The organism is Methylobacterium phyllosphaerae (assembly GCF_001936175.1).
Taxonomy (GTDB): domain Bacteria; phylum Pseudomonadota; class Alphaproteobacteria; order Rhizobiales; family Beijerinckiaceae; genus Methylobacterium; species Methylobacterium fujisawaense.
Window position 1 is genome coordinate 5,031,189 of record NZ_CP015367.1, and the last position, 15,776, is coordinate 5,046,964.

Here is a 15,776-nt window from a genome sequence, read left to right on the forward strand (position 1 = left end):
CCCCGGCCGCGCTGGTTGTTCGGTAATTCTCCAGATCCGTGATGGCAGAGGCCCCATCTTCCGGCCCCTCCGAGGTCGGTCCCGTGCTGATCACCGGCGCGAGCGGCTTCCTCGGCTCAGCCCTGGTCGACGTCTTTCGCCGGGCCGGCTTCCCGGTGCGCATCCTCGTGCGCGCGTCGAGCCCGCGCCGCAACCTCACCTGGACCGACGTGGAGATCGCCGAGGGCGACATGCGCGACCCGGCGGCCGTGGCGGCGGCGATGCGCGGCCAGCGCTACCTGATCCACGCCGCCGCCGATTACCGGCTGTGGGCGCCGGACATGGAAGAGATCGTCCGCACCAACCGCGACGGCACGCGCCTGATGATGCGCGCGGCGCTGGAGGCCGGGGTTGAGCGGGTCGTGTACACATCGAGCGTCGCGACGATCCGGCCGCCGGCCGACGGCGTCACGCCCTCCGACGAAACCATGCCGCTGACGCCCGAGACCGCCATCGGCGCCTACAAGCGCAGCAAGGTCGTGGCCGAGCGGGTGGTCGAGGAGATGGTCGCCCGGGACGGCCTGCCGGCGGTGATCGTCAACCCGTCGACGCCGATCGGCCCCCGCGACGTCAAGCCGACGCCCACCGGGCGGATCATCCAGGAGGCGGCGCTGGGCAAGATGCCGGCCTTCGTGGATACCGGGCTCAACCTCGCTCACGTGGACGACGTGGCCCACGGCCATCTCCTGGCGCTCCGCAAGGGGCGGGTGGGCGAGCGCTACATCCTCGGCGGCGAGGACGTGTTCCTGTCGCAGATGCTCGCCGACATCGCCGGCATGGTCGGGCGCAAGCCGCCGACCGTGAACCTGCCGCGGGCCGTGGTCTATCCCGTCGCGTTCTTCGCCCAGCTCGCCGCCCGGGTCACCGGAAACCAGCCCTTCGCGACGATCGACGGCATCCGCATGTCGCGGTACCGGATGTTCTTCTCGGATCGGAAGGCGCGCGCCGAACTCGGCTACACGGCCCGGCCCTACCGCGAGGGCCTGTCGGACGCGATCACGTGGTTCCGTGAGGCGGGGTACCTCGCATGAGCACCCTCGAATCCGCCACCGCGACCCGTTCCGGCAAGGGGCACCGCGACGAGAACTTCCCCGTCGCCTCGCACCTGATCCACCCCCGCCATCGCGGCGCGATCCTGGCCTTCTACAATTTCGTCCGCGCCGGCGACGACGTGGCCGATCACGCGGAGCTGTCGCCGGAGCGCAAGATCGCGCTCCTCGACAGCCTGGCCGATTCGCTGACCGGCGCCGGTCCGTCCGATCCGGAGGCCGAGCCGCTCAAGCGCGAGCTCGCCGCCCGCGGCCTGCCGCCCCGCCACGCCCTGGAGCTCCTCGACGCGTTCCGCATGGACGCCCGCAAGAGCCGATACGCGGATTGGGATGAGCTGATCCACTACTGCCGCTATTCGGCCATGCCGGTGGGGCGCTTCGTCCTCGACGTGCACGGCGAGGATCCGGCCCGGGTCTACGGGGCCTCCGACGCCATCTGCGCGGCCCTTCAGGTGATCAACCACCTTCAGGATTGCGGCAAGGACTACGCCGCCCTGGACCGGGTCTACCTCCCGCAGGATTGCCTGGATCGGCACGGCGCCACGGTGGCGATGCTCGGCGAGGCCAAGGCGCCGCCGCAACTCCGGGCGGTGATCCGCGACCTGGCGCAGAGATGCCTCGACCTCCTCGACGAGGGCGCGGTCCTGCCGGATCTGATCGACGACCTGCGCCTGTCGCTGGAGATCGCCGCCATCCACCGCCTCGCCGTGGTGCTGAGCCGGGGCCTGCTGGAGCGCGACCCGCTCTCGGAGAAGGTCCATCACGGCAAGGCCGCCTTCGCCCTGACGGCCCTGGGTGGCGTCGCCGCCACCCTGGCACGCCGGCCCTTCCGCGGGCGCACGATCCGGGCCGCGGCTCAAGGAATCCGCTCGTGACCGCCACCGCCACGCCCGCCCAGAACCCAGAGAGCGCCGCCCCGGCGCTGCCCGCCGCCGGCTCCTCCTTCTATACGGCGATGCGCCTGCTGCCGAAGGAGCGGCGGGAGGCGATGTATGCCGTCTACGCCTTCTGCCGCGCCGTCGACGACGTCGCCGATGACGGCGGCAGCCGCGCCGTGCGGCAGGCCGAGCTCGACCGCTGGCGGGCCGATATCGACGCGCTCTACGCCGGCCGGCCCGCGCCGCGCGTGCGCGACCTCGTGGAGCCCGTGCGCCGCTTCGGCCTGAAGCGCGAGGATTTCCAGGCGGTCATCGACGGCATGGCCATGGACGCCGTCGAGGACATCGTCGCCCCCGACGCCGAAACCCTCGACCTCTACTGCGACCGGGTCGCAAGCGCGGTCGGCCGGCTGTCGGTGCGGATCTTCGGCATGCCGGAGGCGGACGGCATCCGGCTGGCGTGGCACCAGGGCCGGGCGCTCCAGCTCACCAACATCCTCCGCGACATCGACGAGGATGCGGAGCGCGGCCGGCTCTACCTGCCGCGCGAGAAGCTCCAGGCGATCGGCCTCACAGATCCGACGCCGGTCCAGGCGATCAGCCACCCGCGCATCGGCGAGGTCTGCATCTCCCTCGCCCGCGAGGCTGAGGAGCATTACGAGGCGACCTGGGAGATCATCCGCCGCAGCCCCCGCAAGGCCACCAAGGCCGCCCGGCTGATGGCGGCGGCCTATCATCTCTATCTCAAGGCGGTCGTCGACCGCGGCTGGGCGATGCCCCGGGCGCGGGTGAAGCCCGGCAAGCTCGCGCTGCTGGGCGTCGTCCTCCGGCACGGCCTGATCTGATGGGCACCGTCCACGTCGTCGGCGCCGGCCTGGCCGGCCTCTCCGCCGCCGTCGCCCTCGCGGAATCCGGTGTCCGGGTGGTCCTGCATGAGGCCGCCAAGCAGGCGGGTGGCCGCTGCCGCTCGTACTACGATCCGGCACTCGGCCTGACCATCGACAACGGCAACCACCTGCTGCTGTCCGGCAATGCCGATGCCCTGGGCTTCCTCAGGACCGTCGGTGCCCCGGCCGATGCGCTGACGGGTCCGGACACGGCGGAGTTCGATTTCGCCGATCTGAAGACGGGCGAGCGCTGGCGCCTGCGGCCCAACGCCGGGCGGCTGCCCTGGTGGGTGATGAGCCCGGCGCGCCGCGTTCCCGGCACCCGGGCGCGGGACTATCTGGCGCCCCTCGGCATCCTGCGGGCGGCCTCCGGCAAGGCGGAGGGCGCGGGCGGGACCATCGGTGCGCACATGGCCTGCGAGGGCCCGCTCTACCGGCGCCTCTGGCATCCGGTGCTGCTCGCCGCCCTCAACACCGAGCCCCGCGACAGCGATGTCGGGCTGGCGGCCCGGATCCTCCGCGAGACCCTGGGCGCCGGCGGGAAGGCCTGCCGACCCCTCGTCGCCGTGGAAGGCCTGTCCTACGCCTTCGTCGACCCGGCGATTCGCTATCTCACCGCGCGCGGCTCCGAGATCCGCCTGGGCCGGCGCCTGCGCGGGCTCGAGACCGTGGACGGTCGCGTCGGGCAGCTCGTGTTCGCGGATGGCGCCGAGAGCCTCGGCCCGGAGGACGGCGTCGTGCTGGCGCTGCCCCCGTGGGTGGCCCGGGAAGTGTTGCCCGGTCTCCTCGCCCCGACGGAATTCCGCTCCATCGTGAACGCGCATTTCGCGCTCGCTCCGAAGCCCGGCAGCCCCCTCGTCCTCGGCGTCGTCAACAGTCTCACGGAGTGGCTTTTCGCCTATCCGGACCGGTATTCGGTCACGATCAGCGGTGCCGACCGGCTTCTCGATGTGCCCCGCGAAGACCTCGCGCGGCAGATTTGGGCCGAGATCGCACAGTTGTGCAACCTTGCACCGGATCTGCCCAGCTGGCAGATCGTAAAGGAGAAGCGTGCGACCTTCGCGGCGACGCCGGCAGAAGCCGCGCGGCGCTCGGGGGCCGAAACCGCCTACGAGAATCTCGTCCTGGCAGGCGATTGGACTGCGACCGGCCTGCCATCGACGATCGAGGGAGCGATCCGTTCGGGCCAGACGGCCGCGCGTTCCTTGCGCGCGGCATCGGTCGTGCGCTCTGGAACCCCAGCGCGCGGCGCAGCTTGAGGCATGGCGTCCGCCGCGAGGCGGTCGTTCGAGGCGAGGACTATGAGAGAGGCCGTAAGCAAAGTCGAGGCGCTGCAGCGCTCCAAGACGCAGGGGATCGCGCTCGAGGACGTCGAGCGCGGCGTGGCACAGGCGACGCGCGCGCTGACCGACCTGGCGCATGACGACGGGCATATCTGCTTCGAACTCGAGGCGGATGCCACCATCCCGTCCGAGTACATCCTGTTCCACCACTTCCGCGGCACGCAGGTCCCTGGCGACCTCGAGGCCAAGATCGGCACCTACCTGCGGCGCACCCAGGGCCGTCACGGCGGCTGGGCCCTCGTCCACGAGGGGCCGTTCGACATGAGCTGCACGGTCAAGGCGTATTTCGCCCTGAAGATGATCGGCGACGACATCGAGGCGCCGCACATGCGCCGGGCGCGCGAGGGCATCCTGTCCCGCGGCGGCGCGGCCAACGCCAATGTCTTCACCCGCTTCATGCTGGCGCTCTACGGCGAGGTGCCGTGGCGCGCCGTGCCGGTGATGCCGGTCGAGGTGATGTTCCTGCCGAAGTGGTTCCCCTTCCACCTCGACAAGATCAGCTACTGGGCTCGCACCACCGTGGTGCCGCTGTTCGTGCTCCAGGCGACCAAGCCCCGGGCCCGCAACCCGCGGGGCATCAGCGTGCAGGAGCTGTTCATCACGCCGCCGGAGAGCGTCCGCTCGTGGCCGGGTTCGCCCCATGCCACCTGGCCCTGGACCCCGATCTTCGGCTTCATCGACCGGGTGTTGCAGCGGGTCGAGAACCACCTGCCGCGCAAGAGCCGCCAGCGGGCCATGGAAATGGCCCGTGCCTGGGTGAGCGAGCGCCTGAACGGCGAGGACGGCCTGGGCGCCATCTTCCCCGCCATGGTCAATTCGGTGCTGATGTACGAGGTGATGGGCTACCGGCCCGATCACCCGCAGGTCCGCGTCGCTTGCGACGCCATCGAGAAGCTCGTCGTCGAGAAGGCCGACGAGGCCTATGTCCAGCCCTGCGTCTCGCCGGTCTGGGATACGGCGCTGGCGAGTCACGCGCTCCTGGAAGCCGGCGGCCCCGAGGCCGAGGCCCAGGCCCGCGCCGGGCTCGACTGGCTGAAGCCCCGGCAGGTGCTCGACATCGTCGGGGACTGGGCGGCGCGCAAGCCGAAGGTCCGGCCGGGCGGCTGGGCATTCCAGTACGCCAACGCCCATTATCCCGACCTCGACGACACCGCCGTGGTGGTGATGGCGATGGACCGGGCCATGCGCCAGCACGGTCTGGTCGCCGGCATGCCGGACTACAAGGTCTCCATCGCCCGCGCCCGCGAATGGGTGGAGGGGCTGCAGTCGGAGGACGGCGGCTGGGCGGCGTTCGACGCCGACAACAACCACATGTACCTCAACCACATTCCGTTCTCGGATCACGGCGCGCTGCTCGATCCGCCGACCGCGGATGTGACCGCCCGCGTGGTCGGCATGCTGGCCCAGCTCGGCGAGACCCGGGAGACCTCCCGCGCCCTAGACCGCGGCGTGAACTACCTCCTGAACGACCAGGAAGAGGACGGATCCTGGTACGGCCGCTGGGGCATGAACTTCATCTACGGCACGTGGTCGGTGCTCTGCGCCCTCAACGCCGCGGGTGTCGATCCCGCCGATCCCCGCATCCAGCGGGCGGTGAACTGGCTGATCCGGATCCAGAACCCGGATGGCGGCTGGGGTGAGGACGCTTCCTCGTACAAGATCGACCCGGCCTTCGAGCCCGGTTCGTCCACCGCCTCGCAGACCGCCTGGGCGCTGCTCGCCCTGATGGCGGCCGGCGCGGTCGACGATCCGGCCGTCACCCGGGGCATCAACTTCCTCACCCGCACGCAGGGCGCGGACGGGTTCTGGAAGGAAGAGCGCTACACGGCCACGGGCTTCCCGCGGGTGTTCTACCTGCGGTATCATGGTTACCCGAAGTTCTTCCCGCTCTGGGCGATGGCGCGCTTCCGCAACCTCAAGCGCGGCAACAGCCGGCGCGTCCAGTTCGGCATGTGACGGCCTGCGGCCGGCCCGCAGGGCCGGCCGCGCCTCGCCGGATCGCAGCGCGTTCGACCGTTCCGACGACCGATCTGCGAGCCCGGTATTCCAGACGTGGCCTCCTCAGACAGCGACCCCGCGGGACCGGGCGAACCGCGTTCCGCGCCGGAGCCGGCCCAGACGCCGCCGCGACGTCCGCGCCGGCTTGCGGACCTGGCCGGACTGGTCCACCAGCGGGCCATGATCGATCCCACCGCACCCGTCCTGGCCGTCACCGGCCTCGCCCGCGAGCGCCGCATGGCGGCGGGGGAGGGGGTCGAGGCGGTGGGGGCCGGCGGCAACCCGCATCGCCTGCGTCACCTCCTCGACGCGCGCGTCTCCGCCGGCTGCCGGGCGGTTGTGAGCTTCGGCATCGCGGGGGGCCTCGATCCCTCCCTCAAGCCGGGTGACGTCGTCGTCGGTACCGGCGTGGTGAGCGAAGACGGGCGGCGTGCCGCCGATCTCGACCTCTCGGCGGCGCTCCTCAATCTCCTGTCCGGTTCCGGCGCGCGGGTGATCGCCGCCGATCTGACCGGTGTCGATACGGCCGTGCTCTCCGTCGAGGGCAAGACCGATCTGCGGGCCACCTCCGGCGCGGCCGCCGTCGACATGGAATCGCACGTGGCTGCGTCCTTCGCGGGCCGGCACGGCGTGCCCTTCGCGGCGCTGCGCGTGATCTGCGATCCGGCCGGTCAGGCGCTGCCCGCCTTCGCCGCACAGGCGCTCACGGCGGACGGCGAACCCGACATTGCGGCGGTGTTCTTCGCCTTCGCCCGCGGCCGGGCACGGCTGGGGGACCTGATGCGGTTGGCCCGTGACTCCAATGCGGCCTTCGCGTCGCTCGGACGCTGTCGCGCCCGGCTCGGACCGGGGCTGGGAATACCGGCTGCGGAGCGCTGAGACGTCAGAGCCCGTTTCTGCCAGCGGACGCGAAGCAGGCCGGTTTCTCGCTTCCCAGTGCGCGCCAGGACCATCGTGAGGGACGACAAAAGGCGCCGGCCTGTTCGGCCGGCGCCATTCGGAGGTCACCACGCGGCGGCGCGGGGGAGGGGCCCCGCGCCGGGAGGAGCCGGCCTCAGCCGTCCTTCTTGTTGAGCGAGACCGCCACGAACCGGGTCTGGCCCTTGCCGCTCTTCACCCGCATCAGCACGGCCTTGCGTCCGCTCGACTCGGCCGCCCGGATCTGCGTCGCCACATCCGACGGACGGGACACGCTCTGGCCGCCGACATCGAGGATCACGTCACCCGCCTCGATACCCTTGGCGGCAGCCGGCCCGTCGGGATCGACCTGCACCACCGCGACACCCTGATCCGACAGGCCGACATCGCCGGCCGGAGCGAGCTGCAGGCCGAGCCGCGGCTGGCCGTTGCTCGAATCCTCGTCACGGCTCGCCATCTTCGTGCCGTCGGTCGGCATCGTGCCCAGCGTCACCGTGGCGGTGTCGGACTTGCCGCCGCGCAGGTAGCTCAGCTCGACCTTGGCGCCGGGCTTCATGCCGGCGATCCTGCGCGACAGCTCGCGGGCGCTGTCCACCGTGTCGCCGTTGACCTTCTCGATCACGTCACCGGCCTTCAGCCCGGCCTTGGCCGCGGGGGTGCCGTTCTCGGCATGGTCGACGAGCGCGCCCTTGGCCTTGTCGAGGCCCAGGCCCTCGGCGATGTCCTGCGTCACGGGCTGGATCTGGACGCCCAGGTAGCCGCGGGCGACTTTCCCGTCGGTCCGGAGCTGATCGACCACCGCCTGAACGGTCTCGGCCGGGATCGCGAAGGCGAGGCCGACGCTGCCGCCCGACGGGGACGCGATGGCGGTGTTGACGCCGACGACCTCGCCGTTGACGTTGAAGGTCGGGCCGCCTGAGTTGCCCTTGTTGATGGGCGCGTCGATCTGCAGGAAGTCGTCGTACGGACCGGCGCCGATGTCGCGGCCGCGGGCCGAGACGATGCCGGCGGTCACGGTGCCGCCGAGGCCGAAGGGGTTACCGATCGCCACAACCCAGTCGCCGACCTGAGGCGCGGATTTGCCGAACTGCACGTAGGGGAAGTTCGAGCCCTCGGTGATCTTCAGCAGAGCGACGTCGGTCTTGGGATCCTTGCCGATGACCTTCGCGTCGAGGGTGCGGCCGTCGTCCAGGGTCACCTGCACGGTCTTGGCGTGATCGACGACGTGGTTGTTGGTGACCACGTAGCCGTCGGCCGAGATGATGAAGCCGGAGCCGACCGCGCCGCGCGGACCCTGGCGCTGGGGCTGCATCCCGCCGGGGCCGTTCTGGCCGAAGCGCTTGAAGAACTCGCGCAGCTGCGGCGGCACATTCTGAAGGTTGCGGCCCTGGCTCGGGCCGTCATCGTCGTCGCTGCTCGCGGAGTCGTCGAGCTTGACCTTCACCGAGACGACGCCCGGCTTCACCTTGTTGACGATGCCGGCAAACGAGCCCGGCGGATGCTCGGGGGCCTCGATCGGGGATTTCGGAAGGGCCTGCGCGTAGGCCGGAGTCGCGCTCGGCAGATAGCCACTGCCGATGGCACCGCCGGCGATCAGCGCGGCCGCCGCCACGGAGGCGAGGGCGCGGCGCGAGGTGCGGCCAGTGGGACGGGTCTCGGTCATGGGGGGCTCAACCTCTCGAAAATGATCGGGACGACGCCTGCGGTCGCGGCCGTCGATGGGATCTGTCTAGAGAGCGCCGCCTGACCCGGGCGTGGCGGTCAGATTACCGTTTGGACAGGTGGCCAAGCGGTCGCGGAGCCCCATCGCGATCCCGGCGGTGGCCTGCGATCGGAAGAGTGCGACGCCTCGATGCGGCACGGGACAGGCCCAGGCTTGTGCTGTCCGACACCGCGATTTCCGAGGGTCGGCCTTAAATCCCGCTGAGTTCGGCAGGCCGGCATAAGTTTCGGCGTTGCTCGATCCCAGTGTTCAGGCAGAGGGGATTGCAATGAAGACGCTGTTGGCCGCCGCCATGTTCTTCGGGCCGACTGTCGGCGCGCTGGCGGCCGACTCGTACGCGGATTACCGTGACTACTTTGACGCGAAGCCCGCCGTGGCAGATCACGCGCCGCGCGGCGGGTCCAAGAGGACATACGGCGTCGATACGCGCCGCCCTGGCGACGATCGCACCGCCAAGTCGGCGACCCACCTGCGGCCCGGCTACTGGAACCAGGCCGGCGGCTATGTTCCGCCGGACTATTCCACGCATCCGCGGGCCGCGTCGCAGGACGGGTTCTGGAGCCCGAACGACGCGTCGGCCGCCAACTGGGCCGGGCCGCGGGCCTTCACCGGCACCCTCGGCACCCGCCGCTGACGCAGGGCCGTCCGGGTGACGGCGCGCTGCCGGTCCCGCCGGCGCAGGGCGCCGAGCCCGGGCCTCAGCGGCCCGGGACGGGCGCTCAGTCCCCGCTGAGCCGGACCAGAGCCTCCTCGATCTTCACGAGCCGCGCCGCCTCGCTGTCGCGCCGCTCCCGGTTCTCCTCGATGATCTCCTCGGGCGCCCGGGCCACGAAGTCGGCATTGCCGAGCTTGGCGTCGATCTTCTTGATCTCGCCCTGCGCCTTGCCCTGCTCCTTCTTCAGGCGGGCGACCTCGGCGGCGAGATCGACGACGCCTTCCAGGGGCAGTGCGGCGACGCTCCCGCGCACCAGCAGCTGAACCGAGTTCTTCGGCGGCGCCTCCGCGAAGGTGATGTCCGACAGGCGCGCGAGGCGCAGCAGCGTGTCCCGCCATGCCTCCACCCGCGCCCGGACCTCCGGGGCCGCGCCGACCATCACCAGCGGGATCTGCGCGGCGGCCGGGACATTGGTCTCGGACCGCGCCGAGCGGATCTGGCTGACGAGATCGACCACGAACCCGACCTCGGCCTCCGCGGCCGCATCGGCGAGGCCGCCGAGGTCCGGCCAGGAGGCCAGGGTCAGGAGGCCCCGCTCCGGCAGCTCGGCCCCCTTGATCGCCCACAGCTCCTCCGTGAGGAAGGGCATGAACGGGTGCAGCAGCTTGGCGACCTGATCGATCAGGAACGCCACGCTCGCCTGTGTCTCGGCCCGGATCGCGGGGTCGACGCCCTCGCCCTGGAGCACGGGCTTGGCGAGTTCGAGATACCAGTCGCAGAAGATGTTCCAGACGAAGCGATAGGCGGCCGCCGCGGCGTCGTTGAAGCGGAAGGCCTCGAGGGCACCCGTGACCTCGTCGACTGCGCGCGCGGCCTCGGTGAGCGCCCAGCGGTTGATCGCGCCGGTGGCGGAGCGCGGATCGAAGGCCGGGTCCAGGCGGCAGCCGTTGAGCTCGGCGAAGCGGGCGGCGTTCCAGAGCTTGGTCGCGAAGTTGCGGTAGCCCTGGACCCGGTCGGTGGACAGCTTGATGTCGCGGCCCTGGACGGCCAGCGCACAGAGGGTGAAGCGCAGGGCGTCGGCGCCGACCTGATCGATCAGCTCCAGCGGATCGACGACGTTGCCCTTCGACTTCGACATCTTCGCCCCCGACGCGTCCCGCACCAGCGTGTGCAGGTAGACCGTGTCGAAGGGGGCCCGGTCGGTGAGGTGCAGGCCCATCATCATCATCCGGGCGACCCAGAAGAACAGGATGTCCTTGCCGGTCACCAGGGTGTTGGTCGGGTAGAAGCGGCCGAGTTCCGGGGTCGAATCCGGCCAGCCGAGGGTCGAGAACGGCCAGAGGGCCGAGGAGAACCACGTGTCGAGGACATCCTCGTCGCGGGTCAGCGCCACGGAGCGGCCGTGCTTCGCCTCGGCCGCTTCCAGCGCCTCCGCCTCGCTCTCGGCGACGAAGATGCCGCCCTCCGCGTCGTACCAGACCGGAATCTGGTGGCCCCACCAGAGCTGGCGGGAGATGCACCAGGGCTCGATGTTGGTGAGCCACTGGAAGAAGATCTTCTCGTAGTTCTCGGGCACGAACTTGGTCTGCCCGTCGCGCACCGCCTGGAGGGCGCGCTCCGCGAGCGGCTTGACGTTCACGTACCACTGGTCGGTCAGGTAGGGCTCGATGACCACGCCGGACCGGTCGCCGTGCGGGACCGCGTGGGTGTTCGGCTCGGTCGCGCGCAGGAGCCCGCGCGCCTCCATCAGCGCGACCACCGCCTTGCGCGCCTGCGCCCGGTCGAGGCCGTGGAGCGCCAGGGCCTCCGGCTCGGGCGAGGTCCCGTCGAAAAAGGCCGCATTGCCCTCGAGCAGCATCCGCCCCTCGGGGTCGAGGATGTTGATCACGCCGAGTCCCTGGCGGCGGCCGACATCGAAATCGTTGAAGTCGTGGGCGGGGGTGATCTTGACCGCGCCCGTCCCCTTTTCCGGGTCGGAGTAGGTGTCGGCGACGATCGGGATCAGCCGCCCGACCAGCGGCAGGCGCACGCGCTTGCCGACCAGCGCCGTATACCGCTCGTCCTCGGGATGGACCGCGACGCCGGTATCGCCCAGCATCGTCTCGGGACGGGTGGTCGCCACCGTGATGACCGCCCCGGTCTCGGTTCCGGTCTCGTCGACGACCGGATAGTCGAAGTGCCAGAGATGGCCCTTCGTCTCGATCTGCTGGACCTCCAGGTCCGAGATCGCGGTCTGGAACTTCGGGTCCCAGTTCACCAGCCGCTTGTCGCGGTAGATCAGGCCCTGCCGGTGCAGGTCGACGAAGGTCTTAAGGACGGCCCGGCTCAGGCCCTCGTCCATGGTGAAGCGCTCGCGGGACCAGTCGCAGGAGGCGCCCAGCCGCTTCAGCTGGTTGACGATCGCGCCGCCGGATTCCGCCTTCCAGGCCCAGACCTTCTCGACGAAGGCCGCGCGGCCGATCTCGCGGCGGCCGGGCTCCTGATGCTCCATCATCCGCCGCTCGACCACCATCTGGGTGGCGATGCCGGCATGGTCCGTCCCCGGCTGCCAGAGCACGTCCTTGCCGCGCATGCGCTCGAAGCGGCAGAGGATGTCCTGCAGGGTGTTGTTGAGGGCGTGGCCCATATGCAGCGAGCCCGTCACGTTCGGCGGCGGGATCACGATGCAGTACGGCGGAGCCCCGGCGCGCTCGGGCCGGCCGGCGCGGAAGGCGTCCGCCTCGGCCCAGGCGGCGGAAATCCGCGCCTCGACGGAGGTGGGCTCGAAGGTCTTGTCCATCATCGCGGGTACGGGCCGGCGCTTGTCCAAACGGGGTTGGCCCCGCTTTCGACCGTCACGCCGCTCCCGTCAACACGCGGACGGCGGCTCGCGGCCACCGTACCCAGGCCGCCGGCTCAGCGGCCGCGCGAGACCCGCTCGATCTCGGCGCGCACGAGGCGCTCGACCACGGCCGGCAGGTTGTCGTCGAGCCAGGATTTCAGCATCGGCCGGAGCATCTCCTTGACGAGATCCTCCAGGGTCCGGGCGTTCTGCGTCAGCACGGTATGGGCCAGCAGGTTGAACGCGCCGCTGACGCTGGCGTCGGTCGCCGGGGAGACCAGGGCCTCCCGCTCCGGCTCCGGCTCCGGCGCGCGCACGGCCTGGAGCACGGGCTGCGGCCGCGGCGGTGCCGGCGGTTCCGGGATCGGATCGGGCTCCGGTGCCGCGGCGACCGGGTCCTCGAAGTCGATCGCGTCGAAATCGAGCAGGTCCGGAGCAGGTTCCGGCTCCGGCTCCGGCTCGACCACGCGCGGGCGCGTCACCGGCTCGGCGACCTCAGCGAGGTCGAGCACGTCATCGGGCTCCGGCGCGACCGTCGTCTCGGCGGGCTTGGCGGCCTGATCGTCGGCGATGATCCTGCGGATCGACGCGAGGATCTCTTCCATCGAAGGCTCGTGCGCCTTATCGGCAGCCTTGTCCTGGAATTTCGTGTCCGGGATCTTTGGGCTTGCTGCACTCATCGGCAGGCGCACTCGGGCATGGGAGACTGGAACGCGACCCGATCGGATCGTTGTTCAATCAGTATTCCATGCCGTTTCGTGGCGGCAAGCGTGCCCGCAACACACTCCCCGTGGAAAAGCCCTCAGCGACCGTCCGGCGTGCGCAGACCGAACCACAGATCCTTGACCTGATCGAAGTGGACCTTGGCGCTGTAATATTCGACCGGCAGTGCCGTGAACCGCGCGGTGAGTTGCCCGATCGCCTGGACCACGCCGTAGGAGAAGATCACGCGGTCGCGTTGGGCGACGATGAGGTTCACGCGGGAGTTCAGCAATTCCTGCTGCGCATTCAGCACGTCGAGGGTGGTGCGCTGGCCGACGCGGGCCTCCTCGCGCACGCCGTTCAGCGCCACCTCGTTGGCCTGGACCTGGGCCTGGGCGGCGATGACCTGGGCCTTGGCGGCTTCCAGGCGACCCCAGAAATCGACGATCTGGGCGCGGACCTGATCGCGGACCTGATCCACCTGGATGCGCGTCTGGCCGACGGTCTCCTTCGCCTGCCGGATCTGCGCGTAGGTCTGGCCGCCCTCGTAGATCGGGATGTTCAGCCGGCCGCCCACGAATCCGACGAAGAAGCTCTGGTTCGGGCCGGTCTGGTCGTAGACCTGACTGAGGGAGCCCTGCAGGCTGACCTGCGGCGCCAGCTGACCTTCCAGCACCTTCACCTGCGATTCGGCCGCGTCGACCGCGTGGATCGCCGACACGATCTGCGGATGCTCGCGGAGGCCGATGGCGATGGCGGCGTCCAGGCTGTGCGGAACGAACCGGTCCAGCGGCCGGCCGGGCGCAAGCTGGCGCGGCTCGACACCGATATTCTGCCGGTAGATGCCGATGCTCGTCCGCAGGGCCGATTCCGCCGCGCTCACCTGCGAGCGGGCACCCGCGAGACGGGCCTCGGCCTGGGCGACATCGGTCCGCGTCACCTCGCCGACGTTGAAGCGGTCGCGCGTCTGGCGCAGCTGCTCCTCCAAGACCTCGACGTTGTTCCGGTTGAGTTCCAGCGTCGCCGTGTTGCTGAGCACGTTCATGTACGACTGAACGGCGTTGTAGAGCACGGTCAGCTCCGTGTAGCGCAGCGTCTCGCGCTGGCTGTACACGGTCGACTCGGCGCGGCGGGTCAGGTTGTCCGTCTGGAAGCCGTTGAACAGCGTCTGCGAGACCGTCAGGCTCGCGGTGCTCGGCAGGTAGGTGGTCCGGACAGTCCGCTTGGAGGTGATGGTCTGGGCCGAGGCGATCTCAGCCGTGCTCGATGTCGCCCCGGCTCCGCTGGTCGCCGACGTGCCGGCCACGCCGGACGAGCCCGCCCCGATGTCGGTCGTGCCGACACCCGTCGTGCTCGTTCCGACGCCGATCCCGGTGCCGCCCGTAACGCCGCCCGTGGTGCCCCCGAGACCGGCTGTGCCGGTCGCCGACGTGCCGGTGCTGGCCGAGCCTGCCGCGGCCGCGGCGGTGCTGGAGCTGCGGGTCTGAAGGTACTGGACGCCGATCTGCGCCCCGAGATTGACCTGGGGGCGATAGCCCGACTGCGCGATCGCGACGCTCTCGTCGGTCGCGCGCACGCCGGCGCGGCTGGCGTTGAGGCTTGGATTGCCCTGATAGGCTTTCGCGAGCGCGCTTTCGAGTGTCTCGGCAGACGCCGGCATCGCTGCCAGAATCGCGAGCCCGGAGACCATCCCGACCAAACGGAATGTCGAGCAACTCGCTTGTGGACGTCGTGTCACGATGAACAAGCCCTTGCGGTCTCTTTCGGTTCGGATGTCCGAGACGAAAACGGCCAAGGTACGGCGTTTCGCTCGTCTCCGATCAAGCCCGCCCCACCGTCACGCTTAGCGCAAACCGGGCGCTTTGGCTCGCCCCGGCTTAGGGATGGCGGCGGAAAGTCCGGCGTTGGGGCATTAAGGTGACACATCCGGTCTCCGTTACCCCGCGTGCTGGGCTGTTACGGTAAGTGCCGTCCCGAATACCGTATCGCTGCAAATATAAATGGCTGTGGATCAGCAACGTCCGCGCGCCGCCCGAGACGGGGCCAGCTTTGCCACCCGGGAGGGGAGCCGGGTTTCGGGCACCCGATTTGTGGCGGGAGACGGATGTCGGGCGTCGCGTTCACCGCCCGGTTCGGGACCGGCTCGCGGGCGCGCAAGACAGGCGGCCGAGAGAGCCGCCATCCACGGCCGCCATCGACCGCCGCACGGTCGTCGCATCTCGCAGGATCCGCGACCATTCCGGCCACCGAGGGGACGTGTCACGCGGGCGGGACGACAGCGTACGGGTTGATCCGGTCAGAACAGGATGTTCCGGCGCGGGGTGTCGTCCGAATTGAGTATTCGATGGAATCGAACCCCGGCAGTAGCGTCCACTCACCGGGCCGGTTCGGTGCCGGTCGTTCGGGTCGGTGCGCGGAACGGATCCAAAGGCCCTGTAAGCCGGGGCGGCCGGCGATCCGTCGGCCATCACCGTGCGAACATCCGGGTCAGCGGGGCGGCGCCGTGGTGGAGGGTTTCATCGTGGACGAGAACGATCCGCCCTGGGACACCGATCCCCTCTGGTATGACCGGGCGGAGTCCGGGCCGGCACCGGGTCCCGTCCTCGAATGTCTGGCGTGGCTGTTCCTGCTGGCGGTCGCCGTGGTCGCCGGGCTGGTCTGGCTCTACGGAGTTCCCGACCGCCTGTGGCGCGCGGCGACGCGCCGGTTCCTGCGCCGCCGGCCGGCGGGCGCGAAGCGCTTCTGATCCGGTTCGGAAGCTCC

The 15,776-nt window shown here is 70.4% G+C and carries 12 protein-coding genes; 8 read left to right on the forward strand and 4 right to left on the reverse strand.

Annotated features, from left to right (window positions below; genetic code table 11):
* The first annotated feature begins 41 nt into the window (after positions 1 to 41).
* From hpnA to MCBMB27_RS23075, 6 genes are all read left to right on the forward strand, one after another.
* A complete protein-coding gene (gene hpnA / locus MCBMB27_RS23050; RefSeq protein ID WP_043346872.1) occupies positions 42 to 1,070 on the forward strand; it encodes a hopanoid-associated sugar epimerase in 1,029 nt (342 codons plus the stop codon).
* Entirely contained in the window at positions 1,067 to 1,963 is an 897-nt protein-coding gene (hpnC, locus tag MCBMB27_RS23055; protein WP_075381358.1) for a squalene synthase HpnC, read from the forward strand. Before hpnA ends, hpnC begins: the two co-directional genes overlap by 4 nt.
* Positions 1,960 to 2,811, forward strand: a complete 852-nt coding sequence (hpnD, locus tag MCBMB27_RS23060; protein WP_053611139.1) for a presqualene diphosphate synthase HpnD — start codon at positions 1,960 to 1,962, stop codon at positions 2,809 to 2,811. Before hpnC ends, hpnD begins: the two co-directional genes overlap by 4 nt.
* A complete protein-coding gene (hpnE, locus tag MCBMB27_RS23065; protein WP_083683683.1) occupies positions 2,811 to 4,112 on the forward strand; it encodes a hydroxysqualene dehydroxylase HpnE in 1,302 nt (433 codons plus the stop codon). Before hpnD ends, hpnE begins: the two co-directional genes overlap by 1 nt.
* Before the next feature lie 42 nt (positions 4,113 to 4,154).
* Positions 4,155 to 6,152, forward strand: coding sequence for a squalene--hopene cyclase (shc, locus tag MCBMB27_RS23070; RefSeq protein ID WP_043387030.1), 1,998 nt, complete (start codon positions 4,155 to 4,157; stop codon positions 6,150 to 6,152).
* 222 nt (positions 6,153 to 6,374) lie between these two features.
* Positions 6,375 to 7,073: a phosphorylase family protein gene (locus tag MCBMB27_RS23075; RefSeq protein ID WP_075381360.1), complete on the forward strand. Its 699-nt coding sequence runs from the start codon at positions 6,375 to 6,377 to the stop codon at positions 7,071 to 7,073.
* Between the two features lie 175 nt (positions 7,074 to 7,248).
* Here MCBMB27_RS23075 and MCBMB27_RS23080 read toward each other — a convergent pair whose 3' ends face one another.
* Positions 7,249 to 8,775 (reverse strand): Do family serine endopeptidase, encoded by a 1,527-nt coding sequence (locus MCBMB27_RS23080; RefSeq protein WP_043355239.1) that lies wholly within the window; start codon positions 8,773 to 8,775, stop codon positions 7,249 to 7,251.
* Between the two features lie 328 nt (positions 8,776 to 9,103).
* On the opposite strand from MCBMB27_RS23080, the gene MCBMB27_RS23085 reads away from it, so the two are divergent.
* On the forward strand, positions 9,104 to 9,469 hold the full coding sequence (locus MCBMB27_RS23085) for a hypothetical protein (RefSeq protein WP_052083777.1): 366 nt from the start codon (positions 9,104 to 9,106) through the stop codon (positions 9,467 to 9,469).
* Positions 9,470 to 9,554: 85 nt separating this feature from the next.
* Here the strand turns inward: MCBMB27_RS23085 and MCBMB27_RS23090 are convergent, their stop codons facing one another.
* The 3 genes from MCBMB27_RS23090 to MCBMB27_RS23100 all read right to left on the reverse strand — a co-directional run bounded on the left by MCBMB27_RS23090 (position 9,555) and on the right by MCBMB27_RS23100 (position 14,703).
* Positions 9,555 to 12,272: a valine--tRNA ligase gene (locus tag MCBMB27_RS23090; protein WP_075381361.1), complete on the reverse strand. Its 2,718-nt coding sequence runs from the start codon at positions 12,270 to 12,272 to the stop codon at positions 9,555 to 9,557.
* A gap of 113 nt (positions 12,273 to 12,385) precedes the next feature.
* Positions 12,386 to 12,916 (reverse strand): PopZ family protein, encoded by a 531-nt coding sequence (locus MCBMB27_RS23095; RefSeq protein WP_043355243.1) that lies wholly within the window; start codon positions 12,914 to 12,916, stop codon positions 12,386 to 12,388.
* A gap of 197 nt (positions 12,917 to 13,113) precedes the next feature.
* On the reverse strand, positions 13,114 to 14,703 hold the full coding sequence (locus MCBMB27_RS23100) for a TolC family outer membrane protein (RefSeq protein ID WP_051045025.1): 1,590 nt from the start codon (positions 14,701 to 14,703) through the stop codon (positions 13,114 to 13,116).
* 831 nt (positions 14,704 to 15,534) lie between these two features.
* Here MCBMB27_RS23100 and MCBMB27_RS23105 point away from each other — a divergent pair.
* Entirely contained in the window at positions 15,535 to 15,759 is a 225-nt protein-coding gene (locus MCBMB27_RS23105) for a hypothetical protein (protein ID WP_043355250.1), read from the forward strand.
* The last annotated feature ends 17 nt before the right edge of the window (positions 15,760 to 15,776 follow it).